Source organism: Neisseria sp. SLRRB23 (assembly GCF_050896295.1).
In the GTDB taxonomy this organism is placed as follows: Bacteria; Pseudomonadota; Gammaproteobacteria; order Burkholderiales; family Neisseriaceae; genus Neisseria.
The window spans coordinates 1-13,925 of record NZ_JBPBFH010000001.1; the positions used below are offsets into that span (position 1 = coordinate 1).

10 protein-coding genes and 1 pseudogene are annotated in these 13,925 nt (G+C 51.3%); 7 read left to right on the plus strand and 4 right to left on the minus strand.

From position 1 onward, the window contains the following. From ACRPFF_RS00005 to ACRPFF_RS00015, 3 genes and pseudogenes are all read left to right on the plus strand, one after another. Positions 1-131: pseudogene (locus ACRPFF_RS00005) on the plus strand (helix-hairpin-helix domain-containing protein); the annotation flags it as partial. A gap of 1,062 nt (positions 132-1,193) precedes the next feature. Then, the gene (gene dnaJ / locus ACRPFF_RS00010) at positions 1,194-2,315 is read left to right on the plus strand and encodes a molecular chaperone DnaJ (protein ID WP_411713171.1); all 1,122 of its coding nucleotides are present in this window, start codon (positions 1,194-1,196) and stop codon (positions 2,313-2,315) included. 195 nt (positions 2,316-2,510) lie between these two features. Then, a complete protein-coding gene (locus ACRPFF_RS00015; RefSeq protein WP_411713172.1) occupies positions 2,511-4,529 on the plus strand; it encodes an OPT family oligopeptide transporter in 2,019 nt (672 codons plus the stop codon). 43 nt (positions 4,530-4,572) lie between these two features. On the opposite strand, the gene rfbC is transcribed toward ACRPFF_RS00015, so the two are convergent. The 4 genes from rfbC to galE all read right to left on the minus strand — a co-directional run bounded on the left by rfbC (position 4,573) and on the right by galE (position 8,203). Further along, a complete protein-coding gene (gene rfbC, locus ACRPFF_RS00020) occupies positions 4,573-5,130 on the minus strand; it encodes a dTDP-4-dehydrorhamnose 3,5-epimerase (protein ID WP_432673469.1) in 558 nt (185 codons plus the stop codon). A gap of 44 nt (positions 5,131-5,174) precedes the next feature. Then, complete coding sequence (gene rfbA, locus ACRPFF_RS00025; protein WP_411713174.1) at positions 5,175-6,041, minus strand: glucose-1-phosphate thymidylyltransferase RfbA; 867 nt, start codon at positions 6,039-6,041, stop codon at positions 5,175-5,177. A 62-nt stretch (positions 6,042-6,103) separates the two neighbouring features. Continuing rightward, entirely contained in the window at positions 6,104-7,186 is a 1,083-nt protein-coding gene (rfbB, locus tag ACRPFF_RS00030) for a dTDP-glucose 4,6-dehydratase (protein ID WP_411713175.1), read from the minus strand. Further along, positions 7,187-8,203: a UDP-glucose 4-epimerase GalE gene (galE, locus tag ACRPFF_RS00035; protein WP_411713176.1), complete on the minus strand. Its 1,017-nt coding sequence runs from the start codon at positions 8,201-8,203 to the stop codon at positions 7,187-7,189. 114 nt (positions 8,204-8,317) lie between these two features. Between galE and ACRPFF_RS00040 the strand changes: the two genes are divergently transcribed. The 4 genes from ACRPFF_RS00040 (at position 8,318) to gltS (ending at position 13,878) form a co-directional block, all read left to right on the plus strand. Then, a complete protein-coding gene (locus tag ACRPFF_RS00040; RefSeq protein WP_432673470.1) occupies positions 8,318-10,591 on the plus strand; it encodes a Tex family protein in 2,274 nt (757 codons plus the stop codon). A 141-nt stretch (positions 10,592-10,732) separates the two neighbouring features. Next, positions 10,733-11,800, plus strand: a complete 1,068-nt coding sequence (locus ACRPFF_RS00045; protein ID WP_432673471.1) for a Fic family protein — start codon at positions 10,733-10,735, stop codon at positions 11,798-11,800. A gap of 194 nt (positions 11,801-11,994) precedes the next feature. After that, on the plus strand, positions 11,995-12,336 hold the full coding sequence (locus tag ACRPFF_RS00050; RefSeq protein WP_411713179.1) for a hypothetical protein: 342 nt from the start codon (positions 11,995-11,997) through the stop codon (positions 12,334-12,336). A 327-nt stretch (positions 12,337-12,663) separates the two neighbouring features. Further along, positions 12,664-13,878, plus strand: a complete 1,215-nt coding sequence (gene gltS, locus ACRPFF_RS00055) for a sodium/glutamate symporter (protein ID WP_432673472.1) — start codon at positions 12,664-12,666, stop codon at positions 13,876-13,878. The last annotated feature ends 47 nt before the right edge of the window (positions 13,879-13,925 follow it).

A 13,925-nucleotide genomic window follows, 5' to 3' on the forward strand; every position in this document is an offset into this window, starting at 1 on the left:
CTGTGGACGAGTTGACGAAGGTTAAGGGTATCGGCCCTGCGGTGTTGGCGAAGCTGAAGGACCAGGCTTCTGTCGGCGCGCCTGCGGCTAAGGCCCCTGCCAAACCGGCTATACCGGCTGCTAAAAAATAGGGCGGGAAGGAAATAAAAGGGTGTCAGATAAGATTCTGACGCCCTTTTTTCTGGGAATTTAGATTGATGTTTGAGGGATATTTGGGAATTTTCCTGTTTTTTAATATGGGAATTTGAAGTTTCATATTATTTTCATAAGGAAATGATTTATGTTTTCTTTTAGGAGTTATCCTAAATAACTAGGGATATTTACATCTGAGTCAGAATTATCCCATGAGAGAAAGTTGCTAAGCCGATATAAGCAAAACAGGTCCATTGGACTATTTGTTACAGGCATCACAACCATAACAGCTATTCTGAATGGATTGGCGTAAACAAAAATGCCTCCACCCATTATTTTCACTGGTTACGTCTACCTATCTATCAGAATAGTCCGTATTTGGAGATCTTCAACGGAGAAGTGGTAGCCGACGAAAGCTATTTTGATAGACACTGTAAAGGCAAATGCAGTCGCGGATCAGTCGGGAAAGTCGCCGTAATCGTAATCGGGTTTTAAAGCGCGATGGTAAGGTTTTCAGTGTTTCGGTACCGAATATCTAGATAGCTGCTTATTGTTGCCGATTATCCTTTAACAGGTTAAGCCTGACAGCGTTATTTATATCGGCTGCTACCACAGTTATGACATATTGGATGTAAACGGATTTACCCGCTTCCACATCAATCACAGTATACATTTCCACAACGATAAAACCTTATTAACGGAATTTAGAATTTTTAGAAACCAAAATGTAAATTACGTAAGTTTAACGGCATTCCTCAAGATCATTTTGAGCTGTATTTGAAGGTATGTACAAATATCGTATGATGACCGTTTACCGGTTTTATATCAGCTAAATGAGCTTGTTTTTTGCCTCTTCCTTTTTTAACGGCCAGATAGGTTGGGGTGGGATACAAATTTTGTCTTTTTAATTATTGGGTAGGTAAAGACGTCGATATCTGATACATCTTCAACATAGTAGAAGGAGAAATGCCGTCTGAAAGACGGTTTTTGTTTGGGAAACCTTGTGTTTTATCCTGTTGCCCTTATTTTACTGGTAATTTTATTTTGAATTAGATGAAAAGATGAGTAATCAAGATTTTTACGCGACGTTGGGTGTAGCAAGAACAGCTACCGATGAAGAAATTAAAAAAGCCTACCGTAAATTGGCAATGAAGTATCATCCTGACCGTAATCCTGATAATAAAGAAGCGGAAGAGAAGTTTAAAGAAGTACAAAAGGCATATGAAACTTTGTCCGATAAAGAAAAGCGTGCTATGTATGACCAATATGGCCATGCGGCATTTGAAGGAGGAGGTCAAGGAGGATTTGGAGGGTTTGGCGGATTTGGTGGTGCTCAAGGTTTTGACTTTGGGGATATTTTCAGCCAAATGTTTGGAGGCGGTTCAGGGCGTGCCCAGCCTGATTATCAGGGTGAGGATGTTCAAGTCGGTATCGAAATCACGCTTGAAGAAGCAGCAAAAGGTGTGAAGAAACGCATCAATATTCCGACTTATGAAGCGTGCGATGTCTGCAACGGCAGCGGCGCGAAACCCGGGACATCCCCTGAAACCTGTCCGACTTGTAAAGGCTCGGGTACGGTGCACATCCAGCAGGCGATTTTCCGTATGCAACAGACTTGTCCGACTTGTCATGGTGCAGGTAAGCATATTAAAGACCCTTGTATTAAATGTCATGGGGAAGGACGGAATAAAACCGGCAAGGCTGTAGAAGTCAATATTCCTGCAGGCATAGATGACGGACAACGTATCCGTTTGAGCGGGGAAGGCGAGCCGGGAAGGCATGGTGCGCCTGCAGGCGATTTGTATGTAACGGTGCGTATCAGGGCTCATAAGATTTTCCAACGCGATGGTTTGGATTTGCATTGCGAACTGCCGATCAGTTTTGCCACGGCTGCTCTGGGCGGTGAGTTGGAAGTGCCGACTTTGGACGGCAAGGTTAAGCTTATTGTTCCAAAAGAAACCCAAACTGGCAGAAGGATGCGCGTGAAGGGTAAGGGTGTCAAATCTTTACGCAGCAGCGCGACCGGCGATTTGTACTGCCATATTGTTGTCGAAACGCCTGTCAATTTGACCGACCGTCAAAAAGAGCTTTTGGAAGAATTTGAGCGGATTTCTACCGGCTTGGAAAACCAAACGCCGCGCAAGAAATCGTTTTTAGACAAGCTGCGCGATTTGTTTGATTGATTTTAAGGTTCGGAAACAAGCAGCCGTATCTGGGAACCTCCCTGATACGGCTGTTTTTGTTCGTTTGGAAATAGTTTTTATTTTCAATGGGGTATGGGGCAGGGTGGGATAACTGTTTTTAACCGTTCTTTTTAAAACTTGACATCATGGCGTGATGCCAACAATATGTGAAAGTCTGTTTTTAAAGGAAGAATAATGAATAAATCTTTATCCGGTTCGGTAGAAGAATACCGCGAACTGACGCTCCGAGGCATGATACTCGGTGCATTGATCACTGTAATTTTTACTGCGTCCAACGTTTACCTCGGCTTGAAAGTAGGGCTGACCTTTGCCTCGTCGATTCCCGCAGCAGTGATTTCGATGGCGGTTTTAAAGTTTTTCAAAGGCAGCAATATTTTGGAAAACAACATGGTGCAGACCCAAGCCTCGGCTGCGGGTACGCTTTCGACCATCATTTTTGTCCTGCCCGGTTTGCTGATGGCGGGCTACTGGAGCGGTTTCCCGTTTTGGCAGACGACGCTTTTATGTATTGCCGGCGGGATTTTGGGGGTGATTTTTACCATTCCGCTGCGTTACGCGATGGTGGTGAAAAGTGATTTGCCTTATCCGGAAGGTGTGGCGGCTGCTGAAATTTTGAAAGTGGGCGGTCATGAAGAAGGGGATGACCGTCAGGGCGGCAGCGGCATCAAAGAGCTGGCGGCAGGCGGCGCGTTGGCAGGATTGATGAGCTTTTGCGCCGGAGGTCTGCGCGTGATTGCCGACAGCGCGAGTTATTGGTTTAAAAGCGGTACGGCGATTTTCCAGCTGCCGATGGGCTTTTCACTGGCATTGTTGGGCGCGGGCTATTTGGTCGGACTGACGGGCGGCATCGCTATCCTGTTGGGCATTTCGATTGCTTGGGGCATTGCCGTGCCGTATTTCTCCTCACACATTCCGCAACCTTCCGATATGGAAATGGCGGCGTTTGCGATGAAGCTGTGGAAGGAAAAAGTGCGTTTTATCGGTGCGGGAACCATAGGTATCGCGGCGGTTTGGACGCTTTTGATGCTGCTTAAGCCAATGGTGGAAGGCATGAAGATGTCGTTCAAGAGTTTTGGCGGCGGTGCGCCCGCTACAGAACGCGCTGAACAGGATTTGTCGCCTAAAGCCATGATTTTCTGGGTGTTGTCTATGATGTTTATTCTAGGCGTGTCGTTTTACCACTTTATTGGCGATTCGCACATTACGGGCGGCATGGCATGGCTTTTAGTGGTCGTTTGCACGCTTTTGGCTTCCGTCATCGGCTTTTTGGTCGCCGCCGCCTGCGGTTATATGGCGGGGTTGGTCGGCTCGTCTTCCAGCCCGATTTCCGGCGTAGGCATCGTTTCCATTGTTATCATTTCGCTGGTTTTATTGGTTGTGGGCGAATCAGGCGGTTTGATGGCGGATGAAGCCAACCGTAAATTCTTACTGGCGTTGACGCTTTTCTGCGGTTCGGCAGTAATCTGCGTGGCTTCGATTTCCAATGACAACCTGCAAGACTTGAAAACCGGCTACCTGCTCAAAGCAACGCCTTGGCGGCAGCAAGTCGCCCTGATTATCGGCTGCATCGTCGGTGCGCTGGTTATTTCGCCTGTGTTGGAACTGCTTTACGAAGCCTACGGCTTTACCGGCGCAATGCCGCGCGAAGGCATGGATGCGGCGCAGGCTTTGGCAGCCCCTCAAGCGACTTTGATGACGACCATCGCGTCGGGCATTTTCGCCCACAACCTTGAATGGGTCTACATCTTTACCGGCATCGCGATTGGCGCGGTATTAATCGTCGTCGATTTGGTGTTGAAAAAATCATCAGGCGGTAAACTTGCCCTGCCCGTCCTTGCGGTCGGTATGGGTATTTATCTGCCACCGTCCGTCAATATGCCCATCGTGGCAGGTGCAGTGTTGGCGGCGGTTCTGAAACACATCATCGGCAAAAAAGCGGAAAACCGTGAAGGCCGTCTGAAAAACGCCGAGCGCATCGGAACCTTGTTCTCCGCCGGCCTGATTGTCGGTGAAAGCCTGATTGGTGTGATTATGGCGTTTATTATTGCCTTCTCCGTGACCAACGGCGGCTCGGACGCGCCGCTTGCGTTGAATCTGAAAAACTGGGATGCCGCCGCCTCATGGTTGGGTTTGGCGTTCTTCGTTACTGGGATGTTTTTCTTTGCACAGCGCGTACTGAAGGCGGGTAGGTAGGCTGTTAGAAAAAATGCCGTCTGAAACGTTCAGACGGCATTTTTTATCGGGAAAGCGTAAGGCGGAGCTTTTCGGCTTGTGCCCACGTTTTGCCGGCAAGGTCTTTGGGCGAAAGCAGCGGCGCGGTTTGAAGCGGCCAGTCTATGCCNATTGCCGGGTCGTTCCATATTAAAACCTGTTCGGCTTCCGGCTTGTAATAGTCCGTGCATTTGTAGGTAAGTTCGGCCGTGTCGCTCAAAACGTAAAAACCGTGTGCGAAGCCTTCGGGCATCCAAAGCTGGTATTGGTTTTGTGCCGACAGGGTTGCGCCCGTCCATTTGCCGAAAGTCGGCGAACCTTCTCGCATATCGACGGCCACGTCGAACACTTCTCCGGCAATTGCGCGCACGAGTTTGCCTTGTGTGTTTTCGGTTTGGTAGTGCAGGCCGCGCAATACGCCTTTGCGTGATTGGGAATGGTTTTCCTGAACAAAAGTTCGATCGGCAATATTTTCTTTGAACCACCCATCGCGGAAGGTTTCCATAAAAAAGCCGCGTCCGTCTTTGAATACTTGCGGTTTTAAAAGTTTTACGTCGGGGAGGGCGGTGTCGATGATGTTCATGATTTTCTCTGTATGCCGTCTGAAGAAAGTGGTTCAGACGGCATTTATTTGCCGATCAGGTGCAGCAGGTATTGCCCGTAGGCGGTTTTTTCCAAATGCTTTGCGCGTGTTTCTACATCTTTTTTCGTCAGCCAGCCGTTGCGCCAAGCGATTTCTTCGAGGCAGGCGATGTGCAGGTTTTGGATATTTTGCACGGTTTGGACGAAGGAAGCCGCCTCGTGTAGGCTCTCGTGGGTGCCGGTGTCCAACCATGCGAAACCGCGTCCTAAGATTTGGACGGATAATGAACCGTCTTCCAAATACATTTGGTTGAGGTCGGAAATTTCCAATTCGCCGCGTGCGGACGGTTTGAGCTGTTTGGCGAACTCGACGGCGCGGTTGTCGTAGAAGTACAAGCCGGTTACTGCCCAATCGGATTTGGGCTGTTGCGGTTTCTCTTCGATAGACAGGGCGTTGAAGTTTTCGTCAAATTCAACCACGCCGAAACGTTCGGGGTCTTTGACCTGATAACCGAATACGGTTGCGCCGTGGGTCTTGGCGGCGGCCTGTTTCAATGTTTGCGTAAACGATTGGCCGTAGAAAATATTGTCGCCCAAAACCAAGCAAACATTGTCGTTGCCGATAAATTCTTCGCCGATGATAAATGCCTGTGCCAAGCCGTTCGGGCTGGGTTGAACGGCATAGCTGATAGAAATGCCGAAATCGCTGCCGTCGCCGAGCAGGCGTTTAAAAGAGGCGTTGTCTTCGGGCGCGGTAATCACCAAAATATCGCGGATTCCCGCCAGCATCAAAACCGACAAGGGGTAATAAATCATCGGTTTGTCGTACACGGGCAGCAGTTGTTTGGATACGCCGCGCGTGACGGGGTAGAGGCGCGTGCCGCTGCCGCCTGCCAGTATGATGCCTTTCATCTTTGTTTTCTTCCTTTGCGATGGGTTTTCAGACGGCATTGCGTCGGGATGTCGTCTGAAAACTATTTGTCCGTACCTAAACGTTCCAAACGATAGCTGCCGTTCAATACGTTTTGCCACCAGGTTTTGTTGTCCAGATACCATTGCACGGTTTTGCGGAGGCCGGATTCAAAAGTTTCCAAAGGCAGCCAGCCCAAATCCCGCCTGATTTTCGCCGCATCGACGGCGTAGCGCACATCGTGGCCGGGGCGGTCCGGGACAAAGGTAATCAAATCTTCATAACGTGCCACACCCGCCGGTTTTTCAGGAACAAGCTCTTCCAGCAGGGCGCAGATGGTTTTGACGACTTCAATATTGGCTTTTTCATTGTGGCCGCTGATATTGTAGGTTTCGCCGACAACACCTTTGCTAACAAGCTGATACAGCGCGCGCGCGTGGTCTTCGACAAACAGCCAGTCGCGGATTTGCATCCCGTCGCCGTAAACGGGCAGCGGTTTGCCGTCGAGCGCGTTCAGAATCATCAGCGGAATGAGTTTTTCCGGGAAATGGTAAGGGCCGTAGTTGTTGGAGCAGTTGCTTACAATGGTCGGCAAACCGTAAGTACGCAACCATGCGCGGACGAGATGGTCGCTGGACGCTTTAGAGGCAGAGTAGGGGTTGGACGGCGAGTAGGGCGTGGTTTCGGCAGACAAATCGTCTGTGCCGCTTAAATCGCCATAAACTTCATCGGTAGAAATATGGTGGAAACGGAAGGCTTCGTACTGTTCAGACGGCATTTGCTGCCAATAGGCGCGCGCAGCTTCAAGCAGATTGAATGTGCCGACGATATTGGTTTTGATAAACTCGCCTGCCGAATCGATAGAGCGGTCGACATGGCTTTCCGCTGCCAAGTGCATCACGGCATCAGGCCGGTATTGCGCGAACACGCGGTCGAGTTCGGCGCGGTCGCAAATATCCACTTGCTCAAAAGCGTAGCGGGGATTATCGGCTACCTCGGTCAAAGATTTCAAATTGCCGGCATAAGTCAGCTTATCGACATTGACGACAGCGTCCCGGGTGTTTTGGATAATATGACGGACAACGGCAGAGCCGATAAAGCCCGCGCCGCCGGTAACAAGGATGGTTTTTTTGTTTGCGGTTTGCATTTAATCCCCATATCCGTCGGGATTTTGACTGACCCAACGCCACGAATCTTCCATCATTTGTGCAAGGCTGCGTTTGGTTTCCCAGCCGGTTTGTTGTTTGGTATGGGACGGGTCGGCAAAGGAACACGCCAAGTCGCCGGCGCGGCGGGGTTGGATTCGGTAAGGAATGCGCAAACCGGATGCGGCCTCAAAGGCACGGATGATTTCCAAAACCGAATAGGCGCGCCCCGAACCCAAGTTGAACAAATGTACGCCGGCAACGCCGCCTTTCGCCTTCATTGCCGCGATATGCCCTTCTGCCAAATCCATCACATGAATGTAGTCGCGCATTCCCGTACCGTCGGGGGTCGGATAATCGCCGCCGAATACCGACAGTTGCGGCAGCCTGCCCGAAGCCACTTGGCAGATATAGGGCAAAAGGTTGTTGGGAATACCGTTGGGCTGTTCGCCGATCAAACCGCTTTCGTGCGCGCCGATCGGATTGAAATAGCGCAACAAAATCACGCTCCAACGCGGATCGGCTTTTTGGATGTCGGTTAACATCCGTTCCACCATCGCTTTGGACGCACCGTAAGGATTAGCGGTATCGCCTGGGCGCATATCTTCCGTATAGGGGACTTTTTCCGCATTGCCGTAAACGGTTGCCGACGAGCTGAATACGATTTTGAACACGCCCGCGCGCGCCATTTCTTCCGCCAGCACCAGGCTGCCGTAAACATTGTTGCCGTAATATTTCATCGGCTCGGCAACGCTTTCCCCCACCGCCTTCAAACCGGCAAAATGGATGACGGATTCGATTTCGTGTTCCGAAAAAATCTGCCTCAAAATCTGACGGTCGCGGATGTCGCCCTGATAAAACGGTATGTTTCTGCCGGTAATTTGCCGAAGGCGCGGGAGGACGGCGGCAGACGAGTTGCACAGATTATCCAGAATCACGGCATCGTAACCGGATTGGACGAGCGAGACGGCGGTGTGCGAACCGATAAAGCCGGTGCCGCCGGTAATCAGGACGGTCATAAACATTCCTTTCAGATTGTATCGGGCAAAGTATATCAGTATTATCTTCATCTTTTCCAAACGATTACCCACATTGCGCCGTCGGCTGTTCAGACGGTATCACGGAGGCAATTTATGAACATCACCCGAATCCTCTCCCAAGAACTCTCCGCCACCGCCGCGCAAATCACTGCCGCCGTCGAGCTTTTGGACGACGGCGCGACCGTCCCCTTTATTGCGCGTTACCGTAAAGAAGCCACGGGCGGGCTGGACGACACGCAGTTGCGCCAGCTTGCCGAGCGGCTGCAATACCTGCGCGAATTGGAAGAGCGCAAAGCCGTTGTGTTAAAAAGCATTGAAGAGCAAGGCAAGCTTTCAGACGACCTCAGGGCGCAAATCGAAGCCGCCGACAACAAAACCGCGCTGGAAGACCTGTACCTGCCCTACAAGCCCAAACGCCGCACCAAGGCGCAAATCGCGCGCGAACACGGTTTGCAGCCGCTGGCGGACGTGTTGCTTGCCGAGCAGCCGCAGGACGCGGAAGCCGCCGCACAAGGCTACCTGAACGAAAACGTTCCCGACACCAAGGCCGCGCTGGACGGCGCGCGCGCGATTCTGATGGAGCAGTTTGCCGAAGACGCGGAACTCATCGGTACGCTGCGCGATAAGTTGTGGAACGAAGCCGAAATCCATGCGCAAGTCGTTGAAGGCAAAGAAACCGAAGGCGAAAAATTCAGCGATTATTTCGACCACCGCGAACCCGTGCGCGCCATGCCCAGCCACCGCGCGCTGGCGGTTTTGCGCGGCCGCAACGAAGGCGTGTTGAACATCGCGCTCAAATACCAGCCCGACGACACGCCGATTACCCAGCAAAGCGAATACGAGCAAATCATCGCCCGCCGTTTCAAGGTTTCAGACAACCACAAATGGCTGCGCGACGCCGTGCGCCTGACTTGGCGCGCGAAAATCTTTTTGTCGTTGGAACTCGAAGCCCTAAATCGTCTGAAAGAAGCCGCCGATACCGATGCGATTACCGTGTTCGCCCGCAATCTCAAAGACTTGCTGCTCGCCGCGCCCGCCGGACGGCTGACCACGCTGGGCCTCGACCCCGGCTACCGCAACGGCGTGAAATGCGCTGTGGTGGACGACACGGGCAAGCTGCTGGATACGGTCATTGTCTATTTACACCAAGAAAACAATATGTTGGCAACGCTATCGCAGCTGATTAAGCAGCACGGCGTGAAGCTCATCGCCATCGGCAACGGCACCGCCAGCCGAGAAACCGACAAAATCGCGGGCGAACTGGTGCGTGAAATGTCGAAAATGGGGCTGCACAAAATCGTCGTTTCCGAAGCCGGTGCGTCGATTTATTCCGCGTCCGAACTGGCGGCGCGCGAGTTCCCCGACTTGGACGTTTCCCTGCGCGGCGCGGTGTCCATCGCCCGCAGGCTGCAAGACCCGCTTGCCGAGTTGGTCAAAATTGACCCCAAATCCATCGGCGTGGGCCAGTATCAGCACGACGTGAACCAAAGTCAGCTTGCCAAATCGCTGGACGCGGTGGTCGAAGACTGCGTGAACGCCGTCGGCGTGGACGTGAACACTGCTTCCGCCCCACTCTTGGCGCGGATTTCCGGTTTGAATCAAACTCTTGCCCAAAACATCGTTGCCTACCGCGATGAAAACGGCGCGTTCGACAGCCGAAAAAAATTGTTGAAAGTGCCGCGTTTGGGCGAAAAAACCTTCGAGCAAGCAGCAGGCTTTTTGCGGATTAACGGCGGCAAAGAGCCGCTGGACGCGAGCGCCGTCCACCCCGAAGCCTATCCCGTCGTCGCCAAAATGCTGGCGCAACAAGGCATTACCGCCGCCGAACTCATCGGCAACCGCGAGCGCGTGAAGCAAATCAAAGCATCCGATTTTACCGACGAACGCTTCGGTCTGCCGACCATTTTGGACATCTTGTCCGAGCTGGAAAAACCCGGCCGCGACCCGCGCGGCGAATTTCAGACGGCATCGTTTGCCGAAGGCATCCATGAAATCAGCGACTTGAAGGTTGGCATGATACTCGAGGGCGTGGTCTCCAACGTCGCCAACTTCGGCGCGTTCGTGGACATCGGCGTCCATCAGGACGGCTTGGTGCACATCTCCGCCCTGTCTAATAAGTTCGTCCAAGACCCGCGCGAAGTGGTGAAAGCCGGCGACGTGGTGAAAGTGAAAGTGCTGGAAGTCGATGCCGCACGCAAACGCATCGCGCTGACCATGCGCTTGGATGACGAACCGGGCGGCGCAAAACATAAAATGCCGTCTGAAAACCGCAGCCGCGAACGGACAGCCGGCCGCAAACCCCAACGCAACGACCGCGCCCCGACCAATTCGGCGATGGCGGATGCGTTGGCCAAGTTGAAGCGGTAGGGGTTGCCTGAAGTGTGATTAAAAATATTTGTTAAAACAATATATTAAAATTAACTTGTAAAAAAAATCCTGTTTTTTTATCATATCGGGGCGATATAGCAAAAAAACGGGATTTTTTTATCATTTAACCGAAACCTTAAAATGTACTCAATCGAACAATTCCCTCCCGAAATAGATTTTGAAACGGTCGCCGTCTTGAAAAAACTGGCTTCCGCCCATCGTTATCTGGCCGAATTAAAAGGCATCTGCCGCAGTATCCCCAACCAAGGCATTCTGATTAACACGCTGTCTTTGCAGGAAGCCAAAGACAGTTCCGAAATCGAAAATATCATCACCACCCATGACGAGCTGTTCCGTGCAGGAATATCGGCAAGCCCGTCCAGTCCTGCCATTAAAGAAGTGCAGAATTATGCTTCGGCACTGCATTGCGGCTTCGGCCTTATCCAAAAACACGGAATACTGACCAACAATCATATTTTGACGATACAGGCCGAGTTGGAAAAGAACCGCGCCGGATTCCGCAAACAGTCGGGGACGATGCTGAAAAACGACCGTACTGGCGAAACCGTCTATACGCCGCCGCAACATACGGACGACATCATCCGCCTGATGGGCAGGCTGGAGGCATTTGTCAATGACGGCAGCACGGCAAAACCCATCGATCCGCTGATCCGTATGGCACTGATCCACCATCAGTTTGAAAGTATCCNCCCGTTTTACGACGGCAACGGCAGGACAGGCAGGATTATCAATGTGCTGTATCTGGTTTTAACCGGATTGCTGGATATTCCCGTCTTATACCTCAGCCGCTATCTGGTACGGAATAAAAGCGAATATTACCGCCTGCTGCAACACGTACGCGATACGGGCGAATGGGAAGATTGGCTGCTCTATATGCTGGAAGCCGTGGAACAAACCGCCAAAGACGGCATCGATACCGTGCAGCACATCCATCAGAAGATGTTGGACTACAAACACCGCATCAGGAAAAACTTCAGTTTCTACAGCCNAGACCTGATTAACCACCTGTTCAATCATCCCTACACAAAAATCGATTTCCTGATGAAAACGCTGAACGTTTCCCGCCCCAGTGCCGCCAAATACCTGGATGAACTAACAGAAGGCGGATTCTTGCACAAAGAAAAGATGGGCAGAAGCAACTACTATATCAATATCGCGCTGATGAATATCTTATTGCCGACTAATTGATAATATAGTGGATTAACAAAAATCAGGACAAGGCGAGGCAACGCTGTACTGGTTTAAATTTAATCCACTATATTTGAAATTTATCCAATATCAAATCAATATGATGTTTTACGCCATACCCTCCGGACTGACGGTGCAGACAGGCGTATAGTTTCGGTATGATTAAACCGTTATATAAAGAAGGAGTCCGAACCATGAAGAAATTGATGTTTGCCGCGCTGTTGTCCTGTTTTTCGGTTTCTGCGTTTGCGGCGTGTGCCGACAGCCAGCAGCAGTGCGTGATTTATAAAAACGGCAATGTCTCGGCGGAGGGCGGCTGCGCGGTCAGCAAGTGCCAAAGTGCCGATGCGCAAGTGTTGAAATGGAAGATGAAAAACGGCAAAGGCGTAACCGTTGAAATCGGCAAAGACGGCAAGGTTTCGGTGAACAAAAAACCGGGTGCGAAGGCGGCCAACAGCAATGCGGCAGGTATGGGTTTGACGTGTTATGCCGCCGATGCGGACAAGCGCGAGCAGTTCTGTTCGACCAATTATTGAACAGGTGCGAATGCCCGATGCCGTCTGAACGGAGTTTCAGGCGGCATTTGTTTGTAAAAAATAGTTGTATAGTGGATTAACAAAAACCAGTACGGCGTTGCCTCGCCTCAGCTCAAAGAGAACGATTCTCTAAGGTGCAGAAGCACCAAGTGAATCGGTTCCGTACTATTTGTACTGTCTGCGGCTTCGTCGCCTTGTCCTGATTTTTGTTAATCCACTATAAAAAACGGCGATTCTTTGACAAGCTTTAACTATTCCCCTAATATCTTCGCGCCTGCGTCCCCTTCGGGCGGACATGAAGAAAAACATTTTAGGAGGTCAAACGATATGGAATGGGCGTTTAACAGCTATTACACGCTGATTGCTGCTACCCTGGTCTTGTTGGTGGGTAAATTTTTAGTTAAAAAAATCAAGTTGTTGAGGGATTTTAATATTCCTGAGCCTGTGGCAGGCGGCCTGATTGCCGCGATTATTCTGTTTGCGCTGCACGAAGTGTACGGCGTGAGCTTCAAATTTGAAAAACCGCTGCAAGATGCGTTTATGCTGATTTTCTTCACGTCCATCGGCTTGAGCGCGGATTTTTCCCGTTTGAAGGCGGGCGGTTTGCCGCTGGTGGTTTTTACCGCCGTGGTAGGCGCGTTCATTGTTNTGCAAAACTTTGTCGGGGTCGGACTGGCTACGGCTTTGGGTTTGGATCCGCTGATCGGCCTGATTACCGGCTCGATTACGTTGACGGGCGGACACGGCACGGCGGGTGCCTGGGGGCCGGATTTTGAAACCAAATACGGCTTGGTCGGTGCAACCGGCTTGGGTATGGCTTCTGCAACTTTCGGCCTGGTGTTCGGCGGTCTGATCGGCGGACCGGTTGCCCGCCGCCTGATTAATAAAATGGGCCGCAAACCGGTTGAAAACACAAAACAGGATCAGGACGACAACGCGGACGACGTGTTCGAGCAGGCAAAACGCACCCGCCTGATTACGGCGGAATCTGCCGTTGAAACGCTGGCGATGTTTGCCGCGTGTCTGGCGTTTGCTGAGATTATGGACGGTTTCGACAAAGAATACCTGTTCGACCTGCCCAAATTCGTGTGGTGTCTGTTTGGCGGCGTGGTCATCCGTAACATCCTTACCGCCGCATTCAAGGTCAATATGTTCGACCGCGCCATCGATGTGTTCGGCAATGCTTCGCTTTCGCTTTTCTTGGCAATGGCGTTGCTGAATTTGAAACTGTGGGAGCTGACCGGTTTGGCGGGGCCTGTAACCGTCATCCTTGCCGTACAAACCGTGGTGATGGTTTTGTACGCGACTTTTGTTACCTATGTCTTTATGGGGCGCGACTATGATGCGGCGGTGTTGGCTGCCGGCCATTGCGGTTTCGGCTTGGGTGCAACGCCGACGGCGGTGGCAAATATGCAGTCCATCACGCATACTTTCGGCGCGTCGCATAAGGCGTTTTTGATTGTGCCTATGGTTGGTGCGTTCTTTGTCGATTTGATTAATGCCGCGGTTCTCACCGGCTTTGTGAATTTCTTTAAAGGCTGATTTTTACGCCTTTCCGACAAAGCACCTGCAAGGTTTACCGCCTGCAG